Raw genomic sequence first — 25,508 nt, 5'->3', positions numbered from 1 at the left:
CATTATAAAATCTTCCTTAAAATCATAAATTGTGGCCCTTTTTGTATCTTGTTAGTACCTAGGTACGTAATTATTGGGCGCTCTTAACTATCCTTCCTTTGAGGTAGTGGCCAAGGATGCGTGCTGCTTTTTTATATTGATCTTGATCCCTTTTCTAGGGAATGTCCTTTTACGGCCCAAAATCGGAGGGTCAGAAGTTTAGCCATAACAGAAACCAAGCCTTAAAGCCAATGCAGCAGCACTTCGATAATAAAGTCCAGACTTTCGGGACTGCTCCCGTTTTTTTCACGGCCATAGCCACTATATTAGGAGCGATACTGTTTCTCCGGTTTGGGTTTGCCGTAGGGCAGGTTGGGTTTTTGGGAGCTGTAGGCCTTATTTTAATTGGGCATGCGGTGACTATTCCCACGGCAATGGCCATTGCAGAAATAGCAACCAACCAAAAAGTAGAAGGAGGAGGGGAGTATTATATTATTTCGCGCTCCTTTGGATTGGTCATCGGTGCTACCATCGGGATTGCCCTTTATCTGTCTCAGGCTATAAGTGTCGCTTTTTACGTGATGGCCTTTTCGGAAGCATTTACCGTTTTCCTAGATTGGCTGATGGCGACCTTGGCGATGCCAGATTGGTTGCAATGGCTGTTGCGGCAGAAACAAACCATCGGTATTCCGGGACTATTGCTGCTTACCTATGTTATGTTGACCAAAGGAGCAGACCTTGGGGTCAAGCTTCTTTATACGGTTGTAACGGTGTTGGGGATTTCACTATTGGCCTTTTTTATGGGAACTACGGAATATAGTCGTAACAGTGAGTTCAATCCCAATGAGTCTTTGAAGAATATTATAGGACAATCAGAAAGTGTAGGCAAGGATGCTGCTACCATATCGTATAGCAATGCATTGCCTTCAGATACCCTTGAAGGAGACGAGATAGCCAACAAAACGCTGCAAACCCCAGTTGGGGAGGAAGGAAAAAACGAAAATGAGAACGGGCTTCCCGAAGCGATAGGCTTTTTTATAGTTTTTTCTATCATTTTTCCCGCTTTTACCGGGATGACCGCCGGGGTAGGCCTATCCGGCGATTTGAAGAATCCGGGAAGGTCTATTCCGCTAGGAACATTGGCCGCTACCCTATGTGGAATGCTCATGTATTTTTTAATAGCCTGGAAACTGACCGTTTCTGCTCCGCCAGAGGAATTGGCCGATACTTCGCGATTGATCATGGCAGACATAGCGTGGCAGGGCTGGTGGTTAATACCCCTGGGGTTGGCTGCCGCAACAATTTCTTCGGCATTGGGGAGTATTATGGTGGCTCCCCGTACCCTACAGGCTATTGCCAGGGATGGTATTTTTCCCACCCCAAAATTCAATAATTGGTTGTCCAAGGGAAAAGGAAAAAAAGAGGAACCTTATAATGCTTCCGTGATAACCATTTTAATTGCTGGGCTTTTTATTCTAATAGGTGCCCTGGATAGCGTGGCTCAGATCATTTCCATGTTTTTTATGGTTACCTATGGTTCGCTGTGCATGATTTCTTTTTTGAACCATTTTGCCGCGGATCCTTCGTATAGGCCCAAATTTAAGTCGCGTTGGTATGTTTCCCTGTTTGGGGCACTGAGTTGCTTTGCCTTGATGTTTTTTATGAACGCCGGGTATGCAGCGGTAGCCATTATATTGATTATGGTCCTATTTGTGTCTGTGATGTATTATAATCAGGACAAAAGAAACCTTGCCGTTATTTTTCAAGGGGTGATTTTTCAGCTCAGTAGGCAAATGCAGGTCTTCCTTCAAAAGACAGAGAAGGAACAAACGCAAAGTTGGCGGCCTTCTGCCATTGCCATTTCCGAAGATAGTTTTAAAAGGTTCTCGGCCTTTCAGCTGTTGCGCTGGATAGCCTATAGACACGGTTTTGGAACCTATATTCATTATATTAAAGGGTACTTGTCCAAAGAGAGTAATATAGAGGCCGCCCGCTGTAAAAAAGAATTGATAGCCATGGCAGATGTTAGCAAGAGCAATGTTTTTATCGATACCATGGTTTCTCCTTCTTTTACCTCTACCGTTGCCCAGATTATTCAACTGCCGGGAATTGCCGGGAAGGAAAACAACTTGCTGCTCTTTGAGTATCACAAAAGCCATCCGGACAATCTCAAGGATATTGTCGATAATTTAGGGCTTATTAAATCGGTGGACTTTGATCTTATTATTCTGGCTAGTTCGGAAAGGGGTTTTGGGTTGAAAAAACAAATACATCTTTGGATTTCTCCTTATGATTTTGATAATGCTAACCTTATGATCTTGCTTGCCTACATCTTGTTGGGGCATCCGGATTGGAAAGAAGCTACCATTAAGATTTACGCTATTTTTCCTGAAGATTCCATTACAGAGGAGCGGGAACGACTTTTTCTTCTGATTCAAAATGGGCAACTGCCCATAGCTCCAAAAAACATCGAATTTATTGCTCAAAAATCTGCCAGTAGTATCAAAAATATTATCAATGAAAAATCTAAGAATGCCGATTTGACCATTGTAGGGTTTATTGAAAAAGGGGTTGAGCATGTAGGTTCCAAGGCTTTTGATGGCTATGAACAAATTGGGAACGTTCTTTTTGTAAATGCCTCCGAGTCCAAAGAGATTAAATAAACGGGTATAATGAAAATGACTTTTTTAGATCAAGTTTGATGCCTATTTCGTTATTTTGTAAAATTAATGCAAAAGCTATTTTGATGAATATTAAACCAGTTCTTAGAGTGTTCGTTTTTAGTCTTACCTTCCTTATGGTGCTCCCTAAGGCGGGGGCACAGACGAAAGATCAGGATTCCCTGACTACATGGGAGCTGATGGCTTATGATGGCAAGAGTGTCTTTGGCGGATTTAAACATGCGTATTCTAGACCTTTACAATGGGGGAAAGACGATTTTTTAACCGCAGGGGCTATTGTACTAGGGACCGGTATATTGTATACTTTTGATGAAAATAGTTCTCCTTGGTTTCGGGATCAGGAAGAGCATGTGCCTGGCCTTATTAAGGATGCAGGGTATTATTTTGGCAAACCACTATATAATTATGGCCTAAGCGGTGGGATTTATGCGCTTGGACTGTTTACCAAAAATGAAAAAATCAGAAAAACAGGGGTGCTATTAGTTTCTTCGGGCGTCACGGTAGGATTGCTTCAAACCTTGAGTAAAACCATTGTAGGGCGTGCAAGACCTATAGCCAATGAGGGCAAGGGGAGTTTTGAGCCTTTTAGCAAGGAGGCTGTTTATCACAGTTTTCCGTCTGGGCATACCATTCTGTCCTTTACCACGGCTTATGCCATAGGGAAGCAGTTTAATGATCCTTGGGTGAAGGGTGGTATTTACGCCCTAGGACTCGTTTCTCCTGTTTCTAGGTTATGGAGCGGGGCACATTGGCTAACCGATGTGGCATTGAGTGTTGCCATGAGTGTTGTGGTGGTAGATTCAATAGATAAGTATCTTAATCGAGAAAGATATCCCAACCAATTTTCAAAGGATAAAATTAATTGGAGCCTTCATATGGGGCCCGGAAGTGTAGGGCTGCGCGGTAGTTTTTAGTGTTTTCTGTCTTATGTATTGGATTTGAAACTGAGGTGTCATTATTTGCATCTAGCCGTTTACATCTTTATAACTACAAGCTCCCTTTTGCTTTCTCTCTGATTTTTTGGGAACGGATTTGTGGTCATATGCACGGCAATAAGTTTATATGGGCGCTGTAATGCGTTAGGGACCGCAGCGGCATCCCCGTAGCGCAGCAAGGGATACAGCGTAGTGCCTGACCGACGAAGGAGGGAACGCCCAAATAATAATTCTAAAACGCTAGGAATTTGGGATTGAGGGGACGTACTAGCAAAATCATTACATTTTTTACATTATCTGGTAAGGAGGGGTCGAATTATCGGGCATAATTTTGTCCTTCTAAAAGAAGGCCTTATTTTTGGAATTGGCCCCATTCCGTTATGGTTGCAACTATTATTCCTGCGAATGTTGTCTTTAGATATTCTTTTGTTTTCTTGGCGAAAAAGTGATAATCTTATCACACAATAGAAAGGCTTCCCCTAGTATCTAACGACAATAATCCCAAGGTGGTTTTTTAAAGGCCGGGGTAAAAATGTACCGTAGGATACTCAAAAAAAAAGAGCCTTCGTAGGAAAAGACTCTTTTGGGAACACTATATGTAAATGATAAAATTTGGGTCGATTTAAAAAGTTTTGATAAAACTAATAATCTACTCCCCTAGGAAGAAATTTATGTTGTTAAATCAACTAGATTTGTGGGGACAGTCCTAAATTTTGATAGTAAGTTGCGTGGAATTGGTCCTGATAAAATTTTTTTAATAATTAATTATTGAAATCTATATGCCTAGATGATGTAGGCATGAAAAAATTCAATACAATGAAAATACAAATATGCATCGATCAGAGAGATTAGAAGAGTTTAAAAATTCGGTCAATAATAAATTTAATATTTATAATAGCCTATTCCTTAACCTGCCGTATCAAAATATAGAGAATGTAGGGATGCTTATTCCATTATTAATGCATCAGTCTGATAAGGGCTTAAAGTCTGGAAAAAATCCGCAAGAGATTTTGGATGCTTTCTTTCAGAATTATGCCAATATAGATTCGGAAAAGGACAGGATAGATTTTATGTTCCGTATAATCCAATATGTTGAAAGGCAAGTGGTGCTGTACGATAGTGTAGAGGATGCAGCCTTTCCTAGCCTACAAAAACACTCCAAGTCCTTATCTATTAGGGATTACTTTCAGTTAGTCGATAAAAACAAAAGTTGGGACCAGATAGCCGATAAACTATCGACCTTTAGTGCGCGTATTGTTTTGACCGCCCACCCGACCCAGTTTTACACACCGGCCGTTTTAGATATTATCGGGAATCTAAGATCCCTGATATTAGAAGATAAAATCAACGACATAGATTTAACCCTGCAGCAATTAGGGTTAACGTCTTTGATCAATTCTAAAAAACCAACCCCATTAGATGAGGCCAAGAATATTATTCACATTCTAAGAAATGTATATTACGATGCTGTTGGTGATCTGTATGCCCATATAAAAGAGAGTGTTGGCGACATGGATTTTAACAATCATAATATTATGAAGTTAGGATTTTGGCCAGGCGGCGATAGAGATGGAAACCCATATGTAACGGCAGAAAGTACTATGGATGTGGCCAATGAATTAAGGATTACCTTGCTGAAATGTTACTACCACGACCTTAAAAAACTGCAGCAAAAGTTAACTTTTAGGGAAGTTCAAGAATTGTTGGCAGTGCTTAGGGATAAGTTGTACAAATCTATGTTCGATGCGGATGTAGCTATTGACTATGATGAGATTATAGCGCCGCTATTAGAGGTAAGGGCTATTTTGGTAGAGAAATACCACAGTTTATATTTTAAAGATTTGGAGCACTTAATCGATAAGGTTAAGATATTCAAGACCCATTTTGCTACCTTAGATATTAGACAAGACCACAGTATTCATAAACTGACGGTTGAAACAGTGCTTAAAAAACACGGTCTTATTTCCGAAAGCTTGGATGAATTGTCTGAAGCAGAATTGATAGACCTACTACTTCATAAAAACTTGGAGCTTAAGGCCGAAGATTTTGACGAGGCGATCATTAAGGATACCATTAAAAATATTAGTCAGCTTAAGACCATACAGGATAAAAATGGGGAAGAGGGCTGTAACCGATATGCCATTAGTAATTCTGAGGATATATTTTCCGTACTTTTTGTATTTGGTCTCTTTAGATGGTGTGGATGGGAATCTGATAAGATCACTTTCGATATCATCCCGCTTTTTGAAACTATGGACGGTATGGATACCTCAGAAAACACCATGAAGGGGTTATTTAGTATCCCCGAATACCAGGCACACCTTAAACAGCGTAATAAAAAGCAAACCATAATGCTTGGGTTCTCGGACGGTACCAAGGATGGTGGTTATGTAAAGGCCAACTGGTCTATCTTTAAAACAAAGGAAAGATTATCGGCCGTTTGTGACCAGAACAATATTAAGGCCATATTTTTCGATGGCCGTGGTGGACCGCCAGCACGTGGTGGTGGAAAAACCCATAGATTCTATGCAGCACAGACCAAGGATATTGCCAATAACGAAATTCAATTGACCATTCAAGGACAGACCATTACCAGTACCTATGGTACCAAGGAGCAGTTTGTTCATAACTGTGAGCAATTGCTAACGGCAGGCTTGTCCAATAATATTTTTGGAAAAGAAAATATCATTACCAAGGAGTCTAGGGAATTGATGGAAGAGCTGTCTGAGCTGAGCTTTACTAAGTATGATAACCTAAAACAACACCCAATGTTTATGTCATACTTAGAAAACATGAGTACCTTAAAATATTACCAAAAGGCAAATATTGGTAGTAGACCAGGGAAAAGAGGAAATAAGAAGAAATTGGAACTAAGCGACTTAAGAGCCATTTCATTTGTTGGGTCTTGGAGCCAGTTAAAACAAAATGTACCAGGGTATTTTGGTATTGGGACCGCGATAAAGACCTTAAAAGACCAAGGAAGATTACAAGAATTAAAGGAGCTCTTTAATGAAGTGCCTTTATTTAGAGCCTTAATGCTTAACAGTATGATGTCCTTGTCTAAATGTTACTTTGAGCTGACCAGCTACATGAAGGATGATAAAACCTATGGTGCTTTCTGGAACATTCTTTATGACGAGTATATATTATCTAAAGAAATGTTGTTGCTTATTTCTGACTTTAAAATTCTAATGGAGCAAGAAGAGGTTTCTAGAGAGTCTATTAAAATTCGTGAAAACATAGTGTTGCCATTATTGGTTATTCAGCAATATGCCTTGCAAAAAATGGGTCAGGGAACGGAGTTTGCCGACCTGTACGAAAAGATTGTGGTACGTTCTTTATATGGTAATATCAACGCTAGTAGAAACTCGGCTTAATTCTATTAAGACCGTTCGCGAGCATAGAGTTTAGAATCTTTTAGGCTATATTTTAAAGAGCCTAAGAGCCTTTTAAAAGGATATTAGTAAAATGCCTTCCACCAATCGGAAGGCATTTTTTATTAAGTGGCTAATGGAACTGTAAAATACCCCTAGGGGATCATTAAAATGAATTGGATTTTATTAATTATAGCCGGACTCTTTGAGGTAGGGTTTGCGGCTTGTTTGGGAAAGGCAAATCAGAGCAGCGGTACTACTGCAATGTATTGGTACCTTGGATTTTTTATTAGCCTTGCTATAAGTATGTCACTGTTGGTAAAAGCCACTCAAGAATTGCCTATTGGTACCGCCTATGCGGTTTGGACAGGGATTGGCGCAGTGGGTACGGTATTGGTGGGGATAGTGTTTTTTAAGGAACCGGCCGACTTTTGGCGGCTTTTCTTTATGACCACCCTAATTGCCTCTATCATAGGTTTAAAATTTGTTTCTAATTAAGTGGATTTCCATATATTAAAAATAGGCGCAATTGCTGCGATTAAATTTTCTTAGATATACGTTGTTTGTCGAATATAACAAGCAGTTTATCCATTATACGTAGCGGTGTAAGGTAATTCGTTAATTTTACAGCTCCCCTCTTTATAATTTTAGAAAGCTGTTGCTTCCTAAATATAATGAATTACAATTAATATAGAGTAGTCAACGTTAGTATTGTAATAAGATCTAATTCAGGATCTATGATAAGCATCAATTGCAAGACGACTAATTAGTATAATATCGGTAATTTTTTTTCACAGCACCAATGAAACCATTAGAATCCGAATTAAATTTCTATACAAAAAACGGCAATTATTTTCTTAACTCCGAAGAAGGAGTTTTGGAAGGATCTTGGCATTGGGACCTAAAGAAGCCTTATTTTAGTGGGGTCAATAGCAAGTTTTGGGACCTTCTAGGGTACGGTCAGCGGCCTATATCCGAATTGCCGGCCGATTGGAAAAATCTGATGTATCCGCAGGATTTGGAATATTTTCAGGAATTACTAGAAAAACATATTGCAGAACCCCAAAAATATTCTTTTGATATTGTCTGTAAGTTTACACACTTTGAGGGATATCCTGTTTGGCTTAATTTTAAAAAAACGACGGTTGAAAGTCCAAATTTAAACGCTCACAAGGTGGTGGGAAGTTTTTCTCCTTTATTGGCTCAGGGCGAAGATATCGTGGCGCTAAAAAAGAAGGTTGACTATTTTCAGAATGTCATTGAGGCCTCCAATATTGGAACCTTTGAAGTTGATTTTGAAAAAGAAATAGCCATCTGTAATCATAGATATGCCAGTATGTTAGGGTATACTCTAGAAGAATTGGAGCCATGGAATCATAATACCTGGTTTAAATTGATACATCCCGATGATTGGCAGATTGCCAAGGACTCCTATGAAAAGTATATCAATAATCAGGGGATTTATGAGATGGAGTTCAGGATGAAACACAAACAAGGGCATTGGGTGTGGATCTTAAGCAGGGCCGAAATCAGTGAGTATTCGCCTCAGGGGAAACCACTGAAAATGGCCGGTTACCATTACGATATTACTAAGAGAAAAAGAGATGAGTTGTTGCTCGCTAAATTTAAAAAGCTTTTGGAGCAATCTAATGAAGCTGCCCAAATTGGATACTGGGAACTAGATTTTGATGAAAACCTTATTTTTTGGAGTAAAGTAGTGCGTGCAATACGAGAAGTGCCAGAGGACTATACTCCTAGTTTGGACGATGCTTTAAGGTATTATCTAGAAGGAGAAGACAGGGAACGCATCACTAAGGCTATTGAAAAGGCTATGCAGGGACCAACAAAGTTTGACCTGCAAGCACAAATAAAAACGTATAAAGGCAATTTAAAATGGGTTAGGGTTATTGGAATATCCGAATTCCAGGAAGGCAAATGTGTGACCTTATATGGGCTAATGCAGGATATAACGGATAAACAGAAAATGACGGACGACCTAATGGAACACAATAATCGTTTGATTAATTTTGCCCACATTGTTTCCCATAACCTAAGGTCGCATACCGGAAATATTTCTATGCTCATGGAATTGGCCAAAGAGGAAGATCCTGCACTATTGGAAAATGAATTTTTTAAGAATATTAAAATTGTTTCGGACAATATGAGCGAAACCATTTTACACCTTAATGAAATTGTGGAAATAAATGCTAAAGTAGTTACCGCTATGTCTTCCCATAATCTATTAGAAAGCATAGAGAAAGTAATTCAGAACATTCACTCAACCATTAAAGAAAGCCATACCAAAATAGAAATTAATGTGCCTAATAACATAGAGGTTTTGGCCGTTCATGCCTATTTAGAAAGTATTATTTTAAACCTAATCACCAATGCCATTAAATATAAAAAACCCGATTCTCCGGCAATAATAAAAATAACTGCGGGAATTGATCAAGAGTTTGTATATTTAGAGTTTGCCGATAATGGCATGGGAATCGATTTAAATAAATTCGGTTCAAAATTATTTGGGATGTATAGAACCTTTCATGAACATAGTGAAGCGCGTGGCGTTGGTCTTTTTATCAGTAAAAATCAGATCGAAGCTATGGGAGGAAGAATAGAGGTGAAGAGTTCCGTAAACAAGGGTTCTAATTTTACGACTTATTTTAAGAATGGAGATTACTAAAACGGCATGCATCATAGACGATGATCCTATTTTTGTTTTTGGTACTAAAATTTTGCTGAAAAATAATGGATTTGGTACAGATATTAAGGTTTGTAATAATGGGCAGGAAGCATTGGATCTCTTTAGCGATATCCTATCCTCTGTTGAAGAATTGCCAGAGCTGATATTACTAGATTTAAACATGCCGGTGATGGACGGCTGGGAGTTTTTGGAAGAATTCAATAAAATTTCAAATCAAGAAAAATCCTGTATTTATGTATTAAGCTCCTCTATCGATAAAAGAGATATGGAAAGGGCCATGTCCTATCCTTCCGTGCGAAATTTTATAGCGAAACCTCTTTCCAGTGTAAAACTGCGAGAATTAATATTAGAATTGGAGTCGCCAGACCATCAGTAAAAGGCACTCTTCGATACACTACAAATAATTACAATTTACTGGGCTTGGTGGGGCACATCGAGTCTAGACTTTTCCTTGCCTGATTTCTTTATCAGCGGCAATTTTCGAATGCCACATACAAGGCGGCCGTGGCAAACCGTATTTAAAATATTGAACCTTCGTAAGCCATGTATTTGGATCTCTTTTTAAATCAGTATTTTAGGGAAGGGAATCTCATTTTTTCTTCTAACAAATGTTAATCCTAAGTTTAGAGGGTACTCCAAAGCTCCTTTTTTGCTAAATTTTAAGAAATGAGCAAAATAACATACTAAAATGCTTAAAATCTCCCCTATGGATAACTGTATAATTCGTTAGTTTTGAGACGGAGAGCTTAGGATGTGTGTGTTTTAAGGAAATGAAATGTCACCTAATAGAAGTGTACTAAGCTCTTAATGTAAGTATTCAAACTATGAAATCGAGAAGAAATTTTATCAAAAAAACGGCTATTACTTCTGCAGGAATTGCTGTGATGCCAAGTATTAGTTTTGCTAATAACAGAAAAAATAATGTCCAAAAATTAAAAGTAGGGGTCATTGGTGTAGGATTAAGAGGCACTAACCACCTAAACAATCTTTTAAAAAGAGACGATGTACTTGTTACCGCGGTATGTGATATCGATCCGGCCAGAATTGCTATTGCCGAAGAACGTATTGCAAAAGCGGGAAAGAAGAAGGCTCAGATTTTTGGAAAGAACGATTTAGATTATAGAAATCTATTGGCTTTGAAAGATGTCGATGCAGTAGTGATCTCAACGCCTTGGCTTTGGCATACCAAAATGGCCGTAGATTCTATGAAAGCCGGAAAATATACCGGACTGGAAGTGTCGGCAGCCAATACCTTGGAAGAGTGCTGGGACTTGGTCAATACCCACGAAGAAACAGGGTCTCATTTAATGATCCTGGAAAACGTTAATTACCGTCAGGATGTATTGGCGGTGCTTAATATGGTAAAACAAAACCTTTTTGGAGAACTGTCTCATTTCAGATGTGGTTACCAACACGATCTTAGGGCCGTAAAATTCAACGATGGAAAGCAAGCCTATGGCGGAGGTGTTGAATTTGGCGAAAAGGGAACTTCGGAAGCCAAATGGAGAACCCAACATTCCTTGTTACGAAATGCCGATGTATACCCTACCCATGGCTTAGGACCTATAGCCGTAATGGCCGATGTAAACAGAGGTAATAGGTTGGTATCCCTAACTTCTCACGCTTCTAAACCATTGGGACTGCACAACTATATCGTAAACCACCCTAAAGGAGGCCCCGACCATCCAAATGCTAAAATAAAATGGAAACAGGGCGATGTAATTACCACAACCATCGAAACCGCAAAAGGAGAAACTATTATCGTAACCCACGACTGTAACCTGCCAAGACCTTATTCATTAGGCTTTAGAGTGCAAGGGGTAAGCGGAATTTCTGAATTTGACTACCATACCAAAAGGATTCATATTGAAGGAAAAACCGAAGGACATGGCTGGGAAGACATGGACTCGTATATCAAGGAATACGACCACCCACTTTGGAAGAAGCACGGAAGCGGCGCTACCGAAGCAGGGCATGGCGGAATTGACTTCTTTGTGATCAATGCTTTTGTAGAATCGGCCAAGGAAAATATAGCACCTCCTATGGATGCCTATGACGCGGCAGCATGGAGTGCAGTTACACCATTATCCGAACTCTCTATTGAAAATAACGGAGCCCCACAGGATTTCCCAGATTTTACCAGAGGAAACTGGATCAATAGAGCTCCTTATAATTGGATGAAAGATACCTATTAGAAAGAGGGTTTTATATTAAAATAGAATTCAAAAGAATGTTTTCATATTGTTAGTTTTAGTTAGTTTTCATCGGGATGTCTTTAATTAGGCATCCCTTTTTTTATAGTACTTGAAGAAATTAATAGCTAACAGTAGGTGTTTCCTAGGGAAATATCATCCATTCCTTAATCGGTTAGGCCATAATCGGGATGGGTATTTGGGCGTTCCCTCCTTCGTCGGTCGGGCTCTCGGCTATATCCCTTGCGCTGCTGCGGGGATGCCGCCTCGGTCCCTAACGCGTAATAAAGCACCGAATCCTACGATTTCTTGCTTCTTACTAAAGTCCATTGAAGAAACCTATTTGGGCCAGAAATAGAGAAGGAAACCAGTTAATAGGGATGGGATTTTTGAAATGAAATGAGCTTTTCTGGCTTGTAGTTGGTTGCAATATGATGAAATGGCTGCCTAATTTTTTAAAATCAGGTGGTTTTTCTATGTCATTGTTTGATAAGATAGCTTTGGGAAGGTTGTTTTATTTAAATTTATAGGTTTTTAAAGACGTTTTAGCCTAGCCAAGTTCTTTTTCCAGAGAGAATAGTAATTGAATGTCGATGAGGGATAATTATGGACAGTCATAGGGAGGTCAGGAATAAAATATATAGTAAACATTAATTAAATAAGAATGAATCGTTTGTTGTCAAATTTTTATCTACTTGGGGCTTTTATAGTCTTATTATCTTCCTGTAAGGAGGAAAAAAAAGAGTTGTCTGTCCAAAATGCAGCTCAGAAGCCTAATATTATTTACATTTTAGCCGATGATTTGGGGTATGCCGAGTTGGGAGCATATGGGCAGGAAAAAATTGAAACGCCAAATATAGATGCCCTGGCGAAGAACGGAATGCTTTTTACACAGCATTATACCGGAGCCCCAGTATGTGCGCCGGCGCGTTATAATTTACTCACTGGGAAACATTCTGGCCACTCCTATGTTAGGGGGAACGATGAATGGAGAGAACGTGGAGAAGTATGGGATTATGTGGCTGCCATAAAGGACTCGACCTTAGAAGGCCAACGGCCAATTCCTATGACTACGGTAACCATAGCCAATAAACTTAAAGAAGCAGGCTATGCCACGGGGATGGTTGGAAAATGGGGCCTAGGAGCACCGCATACGGAATCTGTACCTACGAATTTTGGCTTCGATTATTTCTTTGGTTTTAACTGTCAGCGCCAAGCCCATACCTATTACCCAGTTCACTTGTACGAGAATAATACCAGAGTGTATTTAAACAATGACACCATTGCTCCTAATGTGCGCTTAGACAAAGGGGCCGATCCTTATAAGGAAGCTAGTTATGCCAAATACAATCTTAACGACTACGCCTCGGAATTGATCTTCGATAAAATCACCCAATTTGTGGACAACAATAAAAACAAGCCCTTTTTTATGTATTGGGCAGATCCTATTCCGCATGCACCACTACAGGCACCGAAGCGCTGGGTAGATTATTACATAGAAAAGTTTGGTGACGAAGAGCCTTACTTGGGCGAAAGAAGTTATTTTCCTCATAAGAACCCACGAGCTGCCTATGCGGCTATGGTTTCTTATTTAGATGAGAATGTCGGCAAACTAGTGGCGCAACTGAAAAAAGAAGGTATTTATGAAAATACCTTGATTATGTTTACTTCAGACAACGGGCCTACCTATAATGGAGGAACAGATTCTCCTTGGTTTAAAAGTGCTGAACCCTTTAGAAGCGAGTATGGCTATGGGAAAGGGTTCTTGTACGAAGGTGGAATTCGTATTCCTATGATAGCCTCATGGCCTGGAAAAATAAAGGCAGGTACCACCACAGACCATATCTCTGCACATTATGATGTTATGGCTACATTAACTGAGCTGACAGGACAGTCTACGCCAGATGATACTGATGGAATAAGCTTTTTGCCAACACTTTTAGGGGCTGAGGAGAAACAAAAACAACATGAGTTTTTATTTTGGGAGTATCCAGAATACGGCGGACAAGTAGCCATCCGTATGGGCGATTGGAAAGTGCTTAGACGAAATCTGAAAAATAAAAAAGAGGCAGCCACTTTAGAACTCTATAACCTTAAAGACGATGTTAGGGAAGAAAATAACCTGGCAGAACAACATCCGGAAATTTTGGAAAAGGCCGCCGCAATTTTTGCACGGGAACACCAAAATGCGGAAGTCGAGAACTTCAGGATTCCCATGATCGAAAACGGATTGTTACATCAATAACAAGGGAAGTTTAAAAAACATCCAAGCCTAATTTATAGGGGCAACCTTAATCTTTTGATGCAATTTCGGAAGAATAGGGTTGCCCTTAAAATTTATTAGGCGATTCTCGGCAGTTATTCCTTAAAATATATGTGTCGTTTACATTTAACAGGGATTTTCATTTCCGTGGATGGTTTTAAAATTTTAACTTAGGGGCTGTCATTTTTCTTTCTATCTCATTGGATAGAGGTGCCATTTTGTTATCGAAAACAATCTATTCTTTAAAATTATCCAATTATAAACACCAGTATTTTTAATGAAATTATCTGCTTATTTTTTCCTTTTCCTATTGATTTGTTCTTGTAAACCTTCCTTTGACGAACCTATTATTTCTTTGGAAGATTATAAAGTTGAAGAAGGATTTGAACTTCAAATGGTCGCTTCCGAACCCCTTTTGGTTGCTCCTGTGGCTATGGATTTTGATAGCAAGGGGCGAATTTGGGTTGCCGAAATGCCTGGATTTATGAACAATATTGATGGTACAGGGGAAGAGCTTCCGACGGGTTCTATAAAGATCCTGGAGGATTTGGATAATGATGGACGCATGGACCATGCGAAAATCTTTTTAGATAGCTTGGTTATGCCAAGGGCATTGGCACATGTATATGGGGGATTGCTGTATGCAGAACCTCCTTATTTGCGTTTTGTAGAGATCGAAAATGATCGGCCCGTCAATTCCATCGTAGTAGATTCCTTGTACGCGGCCGATGGAAATCCGGAACATCAGCCAAATGGGCTGATGATGAATGTCGATAACTGGATATACAACGCTAAATCGCATTTTAGATACCAACGGAAAGATGGACAATGGATAAAAGAGCCTACTACCTTTAGAGGACAATGGGGTATTAGCCATGATGATTTTGGCCGTCTTTATTACAATGACAATTCCAGGCAGTTGTTGGGCGATTATATGTTGCCCAATAGGTTGATCCGAAACCAATACCATATCCCTACGGTAGGCCTAGGACATATGCTGACCAAGGATCAACGAGTGTATCCTCTACATGCCGCCTCGGTAAACAGAGGCTATGAAAAGGGAATTTTAGATAAGGACAGCTTATTGGTAAATGTAACGGCGGCTTGTGGTCCATTGGTATATCGAGGGGGGCAATTTCCTTCGGGCTACGATCAGAATGTCTTTGTTTGTGCTCCCGAAGCCAACCTGATTAAAAGAAATATACTGTCCTTTAATGGCGACCATATTGCTGCGGAACAAGCCTGGCAGGGAAAAGAGTTTGTGGCCTCCTACGATGAAGGGTTTCGTCCGGTGAATTTAACCAACGGTCCAGATGGAAGTATGTATATTGTCGATATGCATAGAGGAGTCATAGGGCATCATGCCTATTTAAGCCCTTATTTAAAAGAAAAATCGCTAGAGAAACAATTAGATACTATTATAGACTTCGGAAGAATTTTAAAGGTTAAAAAACAAGGGGCCGAAACAACAAAACTCCGTGATTTCGATAAATTATCAGGCTCGGAACTGCTAGCATTGTTAAAAGATAAAAATGGATGGATCCGTGATAGGGCACAACATTATCTAATCTTTAAAAACAAAACAGAGGTTATAGCCGACCTAGAGAAGTTGGTCTTGGACCCGATGTTGCCACTGGCGCAAATACATGCTCTATATACATTACAAGGCTTAGAGGCGTTGAAGTTGCCAACGCTTATAGAGGTTGCTAAAAATAGCGATGCAGATGTAAGCGCACATGCCTTGGTTTTACTCGAGGATTTTGCATCTCCGGAAAATGTGGCCGTAGCAAAAAATCTCTTTATAGACGTTTTGAAAAGAAAAGATTTAGCATTAGACCTTTACCTAAGCTCCTCCATAGGGCTATGGGCCGAGGTTTCCCAAGAAGAGTTCTTTCCCATTGTATACGAATTGTCCAATAGCTATAAAGAACATAAAATTATTCAAGATGCCTTAATAAGCGGAATGTCGGGAACAGCATCTGACTTACAACTGGCAATCGAAAACGGTGCCGATCTGCTGCAGGATAATATCAAAACTCTGCTTGCAAAAAGCTTGGACCGTAAGGAACAACAAAAACCGAATTCTATTTTCGTGCGAAAAAGTTTGTCCGAGGACACAAGGACCAAGGGCGCTAAGTTATTTCGTCAAATATGTGCTTCCTGTCACGGAGCAGGAGGAGAAGGAATGGATGGGTTGGCCCCCCCTTTATTAAACTCGGAATATGTCGCTAACCATATGGAAAGGTTAGGCCTTATTATTCTCCATGGATTAAAAGGACCGGTGACAGTCAATGGAGAAGTGTATGAATATAACCATACCATGCCTGGTTTGGCTAGCAATGAAGCTATTTCCGACAAGGATATTACAGATATAATTTCTTATATCACCAATGCATTTTCTGCCGTGCCAAGTCAATTAGCACCAGAAAAGGTGAAAGAACTAAGAGGTAAAAAGCCAAAAGAAGGAATGGAGTATACCGAGGGAGAATTGTTGGAGTACGTAAAACAATTGCAATAAGAAACTTTATTGGATTACTCTCAGCTACTAAGTTTAGGAGTTAAGCAGGCTTAAAGTATCAAAATAAGGTAACCGAAAATGAATGACAATAAAGGCATAAATAATAAACTTACTAAATAGCAATATGAAAACTTTTATAAACGACGATTTTTTGTTGCAAAACGATTTTTCCAAACGCTTATATCATGATTATGCCAAGGAATTACCGATAATAGATTACCATAACCACCTTCCTCCCGATGAAATTGCTAGAAATAAGAGTTTTGAGAACATCAGTCAGGCTTGGTTGGCAGGAGACCATTATAAATGGCGGGCTATGCGTGCTTTAGGAATCGATGAGAAATACATTACCGGGAATGCCTCCGATAAGGATAAATTTTTAAAATGGGCGGAAACTGTCCCCTTCACCTTAAGAAACCCTTTGTACCATTGGACACATTTGGAATTGCAGCGTTATTTTGGTATTCAGGAATTGTTGGGGCCAGAAAATGCAGAGGACATTTATGAAAAAACCTCCGCAATGCTGCAACAGTCATCACATACCTCCATTGGCTTGTTGCAACAGCAAAAGGTAGAGTCCTTGTGTACAACCGATGATCCTACAGATTCATTGCAGCATCATAAAAGTATAGAGCAGCAGGGCATTAGCCCAAAAACATTTCCCACTTTTAGACCAGACAAAGCCTTTGCCATTGATGGGGGAGCTAGCTATATAGCCTATTTAGAAAAGTTGTCGGAAGTATCTAAAAGGGTCATAGAAACTTATGAGGATCTTTTACAAGTTTTAAAAGAGCGTATTGATTATTTTCATGACCACGGCTGTCGTTTGGCAGACCATGGACTAGAACAGTTATACCACTTTAAAGAGGGAACCTACTCCACAACAAATGTTTTTACCAAGGCCAAGGAAGGGAAGCCTGTAACCATCGAAGAAGTACAGTACTTTAAGGCTCAAGTACTTTTGTTTTTAGGAAAGTGTTACCATGATAAAGGCTGGGTGCAACAATTGCATTTAGGGGCAATTCGCGATAATAACAAAAGGCTGTTAACGCAGTTAGGACCCGACACCGGATTCGATTCTATCGGTGATTTTTCCCAGGCAAGAGCATTGAGCGGGTTTTTAAACGAATTGGATAGTAGTAATCAATTGGCAAAAACAATAGTTTATAATCTAAACCCCGCAGACAACGAAGTAATGGCCGCTATGGTTGGGAATTTTAATGACGGTAGCGTAAAAGGGAAGGTGCAATTTGGTGCTGGTTGGTGGTTTTTAGACCAAAAAGACGGAATGGAAAAACAAATGAATGCGCTTTCCAATATAGGGCTTCTAAGTTGTTTTGTAGGGATGTTGACCGATTCTAGGAGTTTCTTGTCCTTTACACGTCACGAATATTTTAGAAGGATATTATGTAACCTAATAGGGAAAGATGTGGCCAATGGGGAATTGCCGGCCGACGAAAAATGGTTGGGGAAAATTGTTCAGGATATCTCCTATAACAATGCAAAAAATTATTTCGATTTTAATAAAGAATAATGCTGTTCAAACGGTCTCCTAGGGAGGTATTGATGGCACGAATTGTTTTAAAAAAAAAGCGCATTCTAAAAGAGATGCGCTTTTTTTATTGTTAAAGTTTTTAAACTGTCAAAGCTTATTGTACGCCAATAGGGCTGTCGTCACATTTTAAATCCCCGACGACATATTGCATGCCGTCTAATAGGAACTGAAGGAATTGCGGATTTTCTAAACTTTGGGCGTTATGGGAAGCCGAACTGTAGAATACCCTTCCTTTTCCATGGCGCTTGATCCAAGAAACGTAAATTATATTGTTGCTAACGGCCTTTCTTACATCTTCCAATTGGTCTGCCTCTATATACAATAGCGGTCGGAAATTGTAATCGAAATAGGCATTGTTAAAAAAGTAAGGTTCATCGACATGGGTAAATCCTTTTCCGTCAAAGGCCTGCACCAAGGGGTGGTTGGCATCAACTTCTTTTAAATGCATTTGTTGTTGTTTGGGATGGTAGTCAAAGCTTCCTCCTACCATTTTGCTAAATTCGGAAGAATTGTTCTGAACGGTAATGGCGCCATGCAAGATCAGTAGCCCTCCGCCCTTAGATACATAGGACATTAAGTTTTGCTGGTATTGGGCAGCTCGTTTAGCAATGGTTGCGTCGCTAAGACTTGTGTTTTTCTTTAATAGGTCCCAGAACAGATCCCGTTTTGGGCCGGAGGGATTGGAATTGTTTAAGATGACCGCATCGTATTGCTGTAAGTTCTTTTTATCAAAACTGTCTACATCGTAGGCAACAGTTACTTCAAAAGCGCCCGATTTTTTAGCTAGGATCTTAAGCATTTCGGCATTGTGGGGAATCGTCCAATGGTAAAAACCAGTGTGTTGGGAAAATACCAATATCTTTTTGGTATCGGTCTTCACCCTTGGAGCCGAAGGGGCCAAAGATTCTATTTTGGAAAGCCATTGATCGGTAATTTCAATAGGTTCTATGCTTTGACCTATAAGGGTTGATGAAATAAGTAGAAAAAGGCCAATAAGCCAGTGTTGATTTTTCATGAGGTAATATTTATTTAATGGTTGATGATTCTCTGATTATAAGTTCGTGGCGCAAGCTAATGGAATTTGTTGCTTGCATATCTATGTTCCCTTTTAGTTGATTGATGACACTTTGGCCTGCCAATACTCCCATTTCATAACCGGGGTAATTGATGGTAGTCAGGGAAGGGCTGATAAGTTCTGATATAGGGTCGTTGTTAAAACCAACAACTTTTATGTCTTCAGGGACCTTAAAGGAGGCTTTTTTTAATTCCTTTATACAATGAGCAGCAAATGAGTCACTGGCTACAAAAAGGCCATCTATGGGGGTAGGCTGGTTTTTTATATAATTGATGACCTCGTCAATGTTTTTTGGGTCTAGGTCGGTTTCCAATAGATCGTCAAACCTATAGTCGAGATGGTGTTTTTGAAGAGCGGCCTTGTATCCTTTAAAACGTTCGAGGTATACATTTCGGTTTCCTCCTATATATAAAATGTTCTTACAGCCTTGTTCAATTAGATGTTCGGTAGCTTCAAAGCCCGCCAAATAGTTGTCAATGATAAGGGTTAAGCACTCGGGAAGATTAGGAACCCTGTCTAAAAAAATAAGTGGGATTTTATGTTTTATAAAGGGGGTGAAATGCTCGTAGTCTGTGGTGTCGTAGGCAAGAGAAACCAATATGGCATCAACGCCACTATTAAAATGCGTCATGGAATTTATTTTTTCCTTTTCCATGGATTCTAAGGATTGACTTATGATGAGGCTGTATCCTGCTTCATTGACTACCTTTTCTATGCCCGCTAAAATAGTGGACATAAAATTTGAATTTAGTTTAGGAACAATAACCCCAATGGTGTTTGACTTCTGACTGCTTAGATTGGCGGCGAATTTATTGATTTTATAGCCTAATTCATTCGCTTTTGCAATGACCCTTTGTTTTGTTTTATCGCTTATCGAAGGATGATTGTTAAGGCTTCTACTTACCGTACCTGGGGATACCTTGAGTGTTTTGGCTAAATCATATATAGTAATTCTTTTATTCATACTGAGTTTTAATGCAAAGATATATGGCAATAATACGAAATATTAGTGCAACAATTTGTATCAGTGTTTAAAAAGCTCATTTTATCTGACAATTAGGTAATTTATCATATCATCATGGTTGGAATTATCAATAAAACTTATATAATATTGCATAATTAACACGCAATCGGTTGCGCAATTAGTTGTGTTTGTATAGATTTGTGAAGACCAAAAGCTTAGGGGGTAGATCTCTATAAGGAATAAATAACCAAAACCAACCAAACTTTAAATCATGATGTATGAAAAATTCAATTAACAAAAACAACAGCTCAAGGGCTTTTCTTTTCGTGCTGTGGTGCTTGTTTCTTTCCACTGCCATCCATGGCCAGAACAATGCTATGGTCTCGGGTACCGTAGTAGATGAAGAGGGGATTCCTTTACCGGGAGCTTCGGTAATAGAAAAAGGCACCCTCAATGGTACTGTAGCCGATTTTGATGGAAAATTCAGTATATCCGTTGCCAATTCAAATATTGAATTGTTGGTCACTTTTATCGGATTTCAGGAGCAACAAGTTTCACTCAATGGAAGGACTACGGTCAATGTTATCATGCAAACTTCAACGGCAGCCCTAGATGAAGTGGTGGTCGTGGGCTATGGTACCACTAAAAAGTCCGATTTAACAGGTGCTGTGAGCCAGATCTCTACAAAGAATTTAGAAATTGAAAAACCTAATGACGTTTCCGATTTGCTCAGAGGGAATATCGCTGGGTTATCCGTCGGTTTTAGCACCTCGGCTAAAGGGGTCAGCGGGTTTCAGGTTAGAGGAAATACAACCTTAACAGCAGGGTCAAGTCCTTTGATAGTTTTGGACGGAACTATTTACAATGGGGATATAGCCGATATCAATCCTATGGACATAGAATCTGTGAGTGTTCTGAAAGATGCCAGTTCTGCTGCAGTCTTTGGAGCCCGAGCTGCGAACGGAGTCATCACCATTACTACAAAAAAGGGAAGCGGGGGTAAACCGACGATCAATATCAGTTCTAATATAGGGTTTACCTCACTGAGTAAAGATCAACCTGTTTATGGGCCAGATGGTTATATAAACTGGAGAAAAGATGTGGCAAAAAGTACAAATGTTAATTTCTCTCCCGAAGAATATTCAGATCCAAGGAATCTGTCAGGAGTATCCGTGGAGGATTGGTTGGCATATGACGGTTCAACAGGTGATCCGGTAGAAGTTTGGTTGAGAAGGTTAAATCTGCAGCCAGTTGAAATTCAAAATTACCTCGAAGGGAAGTCTATAGACTGGTATGATAAAACCTTCCAGACAGGCATTCGACAAGATTATAACCTTAGTCTTTCGGGAAATTCTGAGGCTGTAAAGTATTATTGGTCTATCGGTTCCACAACCAATGAAGGGATAGTAGTTGGCGATAAGTTTACTACCATTAGAAGTCGCTTAAACCTCGAAGCTAAGGTGAACGATTTTATCTCGGTAGGTTTAAATACACAGTTTGCCGAGAGAGATGAAGGTTCGGTTCCGGTCAATCAAAACTTTACCGCGAATTCGCCATGGGGTTCTTTTTACGAGGACGATGGAGTAACTATTAGGCTGAGCCCGCAGGATGACGCTGGTGCAGGAGGGGTAAACCCATATCTTGGCCGAGCGTTTACCGATCGTGAAACAAAATACAATACCCTAAATGCCAATTTGTTTGCAAAAGTTAAATTGCCTTTTGGGATTAATTACCAGGTAAATTATACCAATAGATATACTTTTTTGGATGTATTTAACCACAGATCGAGTAAACATCCAGAATGGCAGTTTTTTGGAGGCGATGCTAGTAGGAGAAATGCTAAATCCTACGAATGGCAGCTCGATAATATTTTTACTTACAACACTACTATCGAGGAACATCATGCTATAGACCTTACTTTTTTAGTCAATGCAGAAAAATATCAATCGTGGGATAATACCATGTCTAATAAAGGTTTTGATCCTAATGATAATTTGGGATACCATAATATGGGGGCAGGAATTTTACCTGTGATTTCAAGCAACGATCAATACAGTACTGGCGATGCTCTAATGGGAAGACTCAATTATTCTTACAAGGATAAATATTTGTTAACCTCTTCGGTGCGTCGAGATGGGTATTCTGCTTTCGGAGTCAATAATCCTAGGGCTACCTTTCCCTCGTTGGCGCTGGCTTGGACACTTTCCAAAGAAGATTTTTTACAAGATATAAGTTGGTTGAGTTTTTTGAAACTTAGGTATTCTTGGGGAGAAAATGGAAATAGGGATATAGGAAGATACGCGGCTCTTTCCGATTTAAATACGGGGAAATACCAGTTAGTAGATAACACAAACAGTGTGTACATCGTGTCCCAGTTATATGTGAACACCATGTCTAACCCTAATTTAAAATGGGAAAGAACAGAAGCCAATAATATAGGGCTAGACTTTGGGTTGCTAAACAATAGGGTCTCTGGTTCGTTAGAGTTTTATAAGGCTACAACCAAAGATTTATTGGTAAGTAGGTCCTTGCCAGATATTATCGGTTTTAACAGTATTCTCGACAATCTTGGAGAAGTAGAAAATAAAGGTTTTGAGTTTTCGCTGAACACAAAAAATATAACGAACGAGAATTTTAAATGGAGTTCTTCTTTTAATTTTTCAGTTAACAGAAACAAAATATTGCATTTGTATGGTGATTTGCAAGATGTTTTGGATGATGAGGGCAACGTCATTGGCCAAAGAGAGGCCGATGATATCTCGAACGGCTGGTTCATAGGCCAATCTACGGACCGTTATTACGGTTTAAAAACAGACGGGGTCTATTCTACGGACGAGGCCGATGAGGCTAAAAAATATGGCGTGCAGCCTGGTGATTTTAAGGTTGTCGATGTCAATGGAGACGAATTGTATACCAATGCAGATAAACAATTTTTAGGGTATTCTACCCCTAGGTTTAGATGGACCTTAAGAAATCAATTTGAGGTTTACCAGAATTGGGACTTTTCATTCATGATGTACTCGTATTGGGGGCATGAAGGAAGTTATAACCAAGCAAAAAATCAAGGATTTGGAGATCGAACAAGTTCGTATATCTTGCCGTATTGGACTGTTGATAATCAAATCGATAACGCAGCCCGATTATTCTCTAGCAATGGTTCAGCGAGTTATAATGTTTATGTCGATAAATCCTTTATTAGACTTCAAAACATTTCTTTGGGATATACCTTGCCAAAACGTCTTACCGAAAAGTTTCAGATTTCTTCTCTTAGGTTATCCGGAAATATTAAAAACGCCGCCGTGTGGACCAAGGAATGGGATTTTTGGGACCCTGAAAATAGCGGCCCTACACCAAGAACCTTTACCCTTGGACTAAATATTACATTGTAAAAGCCTTACATAAAAACATTGGAATCATGAAAATACATAGCAATATAACCAAATCTATACTAGCGGGAGTGATAGCCGCAATGGGGGCAATTAGCTGTTCCGAAGATTTTTTAGAACCAAACCCCCTTTCCTTTTATGCCCCTGAAAATACATTTATCGATGAAGACGGTATGCGTGCGGCAAATATAACCAACCTTAGAAACTTAAGATATGAATGGTATGGGGATGGTGCCCCTATAATTACCCAAAATATTTTCTCGGAGGTAGCCGTAGAAGGAACGACGGATAAGTCCGGTCCTGCTCAAGATCTTAATTTAATGATCCTACCGGATAAGAATTTGAACAGTGCGAATACTAATAGAATAGGATGGTACTGGTACGAAGGCTTTAAGGGGATAAAATATGCTAATACAGTGATCACAAGAATAGATGATGCTACCTATCCCTCGGAAGCCGTAAGAAATGAAATTTTAGGGACAGCCTATTTTCATAGGGCCTATAGATATTACAACCTTACGCAATGTTTCGGAGATGTTCCCTTTATTCCTGGAGAGGCTACAAAGCCGAAATTAGATTTTTATAGTAATTCAAGGGAAAGTATTTTGCTCGAACTTAAAAAGAATTTGGAATTTGCTGCCCAATGGGTGCCCGCAGTGAAGGATAAGGGCGAGGTCAATGTGGCCGCCGTTAACCATTTGTTGACCAAGGTGAATTTGGCTCTTGGCGAATTTGACGATGCCATAGCTTCAGCAAGCGCGGTTATTAATGGCGGTGTTCATAAATTAATGAGAGAAAGGTTTGGGGTCGATGCCAACGACCCAACCAAGAATGTAGTGTGGGATTTGCACCAAGCCGAAAATAAAAGTCTGCCACAAAATACAGAAGCAATTCTATTGGTCATAGATCGCATTGATATAGAAGGAAACATCGATGGTGGTACCAACGTACAAAGGAATGCCGTGCCACTTTGGTGGGCAGGGTTTAATACCCCAGAGGGCAATAGAGGGACTTTTGATTCTCCCACGGACGACCCTTTTAAGTTGATTCAAAAATATGGAAGAGGAATAGGGCGCTGTAGAGGAACCTCCTATAGTACCAAACATATTTGGAAAGATGAGAACGATTTGCGACATGCTCCTGGAAACTGGGTGAACATGGAAGATATAGTGTATAACAACCCGGCATTGGTGGGGCAAGGCGATTCTTACTATGGTAAAAACTTACAGTTATATTCCAATGATGGGGTAAATATATTATGCAACGATACCATTAGAAACTATTATGGATGGCCCCATTACAAATTTGCCATCGATGATCCGGATCGCCTAAAGCCGCAAGGGGGACATTCTGATTGGTATGTGTTTCGATTGGCCGAAACTTATTTGTTAAGGGCAGAGGCTTATTTTTGGAAAGGCCAGACGGCCTTGGCGGCAGACGATTTAAATATTGTTAGAAATAGAGCAGGAGCAGCCGATGTGGCCGAGGTTACTATAGCGACTATTTTGGATGAAAGGGCAAGAGAGCTTTATTATGAGGAGCCTAGAAAAGCAGAATTGAACCGTATATCCTATCTTTTTGCTAAAACAGGGAAAGCTGCATACAACGGTAAGGTATACAGTATGGATAATTTTAGCCAGGATAACTTCTTTTACGATAGGATAATGGAAACTACCGATTTCTATAACAAGAATGTTTTTACCCGCCATGGTGATGAATATACGATGAGTCCATATCATGTTTTATGGCCTATCCCTCAAGGAGCAATAGATTCCAATACAGGCGGGGTCATCAATCAAAACGAAGGATATCCAGGCGCCGAGAACAACGTTCCGCCTTTAACGACCATTCCTGAAGAATTTTAGTTGATTAGAGATTATTA

General features: G+C 39.7%; 14 protein-coding genes. 12 read left to right on the top strand and 2 right to left on the bottom strand.

Annotated elements, in window-relative coordinates; translation table 11 throughout:
* Positions 1–230 precede the first annotated feature (230 nt).
* The 10 genes from HCG49_RS02060 (at position 231) to uxaC (ending at position 18,180) form a co-directional block, all read left to right on the top strand.
* A complete protein-coding gene (locus HCG49_RS02060; RefSeq protein ID WP_168467908.1) occupies positions 231–2,642 on the top strand; it encodes an amino acid permease in 2,412 nt (803 codons plus the stop codon).
* Positions 2,643–2,725: 83 nt separating this feature from the next.
* Positions 2,726–3,574 carry a phosphatase PAP2 family protein gene (locus tag HCG49_RS02055; RefSeq protein WP_168467907.1) on the top strand — a complete coding sequence of 283 codons (849 nt, stop codon included), beginning with the start codon at positions 2,726–2,728 and terminating at the stop codon, positions 3,572–3,574.
* Between the two features lie 851 nt (positions 3,575–4,425).
* The gene (locus HCG49_RS02050) at positions 4,426–6,972 is read left to right on the top strand and encodes a phosphoenolpyruvate carboxylase (protein ID WP_168467906.1); all 2,547 of its coding nucleotides are present in this window, start codon (positions 4,426–4,428) and stop codon (positions 6,970–6,972) included.
* Positions 6,973–7,140: 168 nt separating this feature from the next.
* Positions 7,141–7,467: a DMT family transporter gene (locus HCG49_RS02045; RefSeq protein WP_168467905.1), complete on the top strand. Its 327-nt coding sequence runs from the start codon at positions 7,141–7,143 to the stop codon at positions 7,465–7,467.
* 304 nt (positions 7,468–7,771) lie between these two features.
* The gene (locus HCG49_RS02040; RefSeq protein WP_168467904.1) at positions 7,772–9,652 is read left to right on the top strand and encodes a PAS domain-containing sensor histidine kinase; all 1,881 of its coding nucleotides are present in this window, start codon (positions 7,772–7,774) and stop codon (positions 9,650–9,652) included.
* Positions 9,639–10,049, top strand: coding sequence for a response regulator (locus tag HCG49_RS02035; RefSeq protein WP_168467903.1), 411 nt, complete (start codon positions 9,639–9,641; stop codon positions 10,047–10,049). The genes HCG49_RS02040 and HCG49_RS02035 overlap by 14 nt, the downstream gene beginning before the upstream one ends.
* A gap of 448 nt (positions 10,050–10,497) precedes the next feature.
* Positions 10,498–11,868 carry a Gfo/Idh/MocA family protein gene (locus tag HCG49_RS02030; RefSeq protein ID WP_168467902.1) on the top strand — a complete coding sequence of 457 codons (1,371 nt, stop codon included), beginning with the start codon at positions 10,498–10,500 and terminating at the stop codon, positions 11,866–11,868.
* 661 nt (positions 11,869–12,529) lie between these two features.
* The gene (locus HCG49_RS02025) at positions 12,530–14,110 is read left to right on the top strand and encodes an arylsulfatase (RefSeq protein ID WP_168467901.1); all 1,581 of its coding nucleotides are present in this window, start codon (positions 12,530–12,532) and stop codon (positions 14,108–14,110) included.
* Positions 14,111–14,405: 295 nt separating this feature from the next.
* Positions 14,406–16,646, top strand: coding sequence for a c-type cytochrome (locus HCG49_RS02020; RefSeq protein WP_168467900.1), 2,241 nt, complete (start codon positions 14,406–14,408; stop codon positions 16,644–16,646).
* 124 nt (positions 16,647–16,770) lie between these two features.
* Positions 16,771–18,180, top strand: coding sequence for a glucuronate isomerase (uxaC, locus tag HCG49_RS02015; protein ID WP_168467899.1), 1,410 nt, complete (start codon positions 16,771–16,773; stop codon positions 18,178–18,180).
* Between the two features lie 115 nt (positions 18,181–18,295).
* Here uxaC and HCG49_RS02010 read toward each other — a convergent pair whose 3' ends face one another.
* Positions 18,296–19,216, bottom strand: a complete 921-nt coding sequence (locus HCG49_RS02010) for a ThuA domain-containing protein (RefSeq protein WP_168467898.1) — start codon at positions 19,214–19,216, stop codon at positions 18,296–18,298.
* Positions 19,217–19,226: 10 nt separating this feature from the next.
* Complete coding sequence (locus HCG49_RS02005) at positions 19,227–20,240, bottom strand: LacI family DNA-binding transcriptional regulator (RefSeq protein WP_168467897.1); 1,014 nt, start codon at positions 20,238–20,240, stop codon at positions 19,227–19,229.
* Between the two features lie 278 nt (positions 20,241–20,518).
* Here HCG49_RS02005 and HCG49_RS02000 point away from each other — a divergent pair, with 278 nt between their 5' ends.
* Both HCG49_RS02000 and HCG49_RS01995 read left to right on the top strand, forming a co-directional pair.
* The gene (locus HCG49_RS02000; protein ID WP_168467896.1) at positions 20,519–23,629 is read left to right on the top strand and encodes a SusC/RagA family TonB-linked outer membrane protein; all 3,111 of its coding nucleotides are present in this window, start codon (positions 20,519–20,521) and stop codon (positions 23,627–23,629) included.
* 26 nt (positions 23,630–23,655) lie between these two features.
* Positions 23,656–25,491, top strand: coding sequence for a RagB/SusD family nutrient uptake outer membrane protein (locus HCG49_RS01995; protein ID WP_168467895.1), 1,836 nt, complete (start codon positions 23,656–23,658; stop codon positions 25,489–25,491).
* Positions 25,492–25,508: the final 17 nt, after the last annotated feature.

Origin of the sequence: Arenibacter sp. 6A1 (assembly GCF_012272855.1) — a bacterium.
Taxonomy (GTDB): Bacteria; Bacteroidota; Bacteroidia; order Flavobacteriales; family Flavobacteriaceae; genus Arenibacter.
The sequence above is the reverse complement of the archived record's forward strand: the minus strand, read 5'-3'. Positions and strand labels throughout refer to the sequence as shown.

What these genes read in the sequence shown, in the direction of transcription:
- HCG49_RS02030 (WP_168467902.1), top strand. Translation starts at nt 10,498, where the DNA reads ATGAAATCGAGAAGAAATTTTATCAAAAAAACGGCTATTACTTCTGCA.
- HCG49_RS01995 (WP_168467895.1), top strand. Translation starts at nt 23,656, where the DNA reads ATGAAAATACATAGCAATATAACCAAATCTATACTAGCGGGAGTGATA.
- HCG49_RS02055 (WP_168467907.1), top strand. Translation starts at nt 2,726, where the DNA reads ATGAATATTAAACCAGTTCTTAGAGTGTTCGTTTTTAGTCTTACCTTC.
- HCG49_RS02060 (WP_168467908.1), top strand. Translation starts at nt 231, where the DNA reads ATGCAGCAGCACTTCGATAATAAAGTCCAGACTTTCGGGACTGCTCCC.
- HCG49_RS02025 (WP_168467901.1), top strand. Translation starts at nt 12,530, where the DNA reads ATGAATCGTTTGTTGTCAAATTTTTATCTACTTGGGGCTTTTATAGTC.
- HCG49_RS02010 (WP_168467898.1), bottom strand. Translation starts at nt 19,216, where the DNA reads ATGAAAAATCAACACTGGCTTATTGGCCTTTTTCTACTTATTTCATCA.
- HCG49_RS02045 (WP_168467905.1), top strand. Translation starts at nt 7,141, where the DNA reads ATGAATTGGATTTTATTAATTATAGCCGGACTCTTTGAGGTAGGGTTT.
- HCG49_RS02050 (WP_168467906.1), top strand. Translation starts at nt 4,426, where the DNA reads ATGCATCGATCAGAGAGATTAGAAGAGTTTAAAAATTCGGTCAATAAT.
- HCG49_RS02040 (WP_168467904.1), top strand. Translation starts at nt 7,772, where the DNA reads ATGAAACCATTAGAATCCGAATTAAATTTCTATACAAAAAACGGCAAT.
- uxaC (WP_168467899.1), top strand. Translation starts at nt 16,771, where the DNA reads ATGAAAACTTTTATAAACGACGATTTTTTGTTGCAAAACGATTTTTCC.
- HCG49_RS02000 (WP_168467896.1), top strand. Translation starts at nt 20,519, where the DNA reads ATGAAAAATTCAATTAACAAAAACAACAGCTCAAGGGCTTTTCTTTTC.
- HCG49_RS02035 (WP_168467903.1), top strand. Translation starts at nt 9,639, where the DNA reads ATGGAGATTACTAAAACGGCATGCATCATAGACGATGATCCTATTTTT.
- HCG49_RS02005 (WP_168467897.1), bottom strand. Translation starts at nt 20,240, where the DNA reads ATGAATAAAAGAATTACTATATATGATTTAGCCAAAACACTCAAGGTA.
- HCG49_RS02020 (WP_168467900.1), top strand. Translation starts at nt 14,406, where the DNA reads ATGAAATTATCTGCTTATTTTTTCCTTTTCCTATTGATTTGTTCTTGT.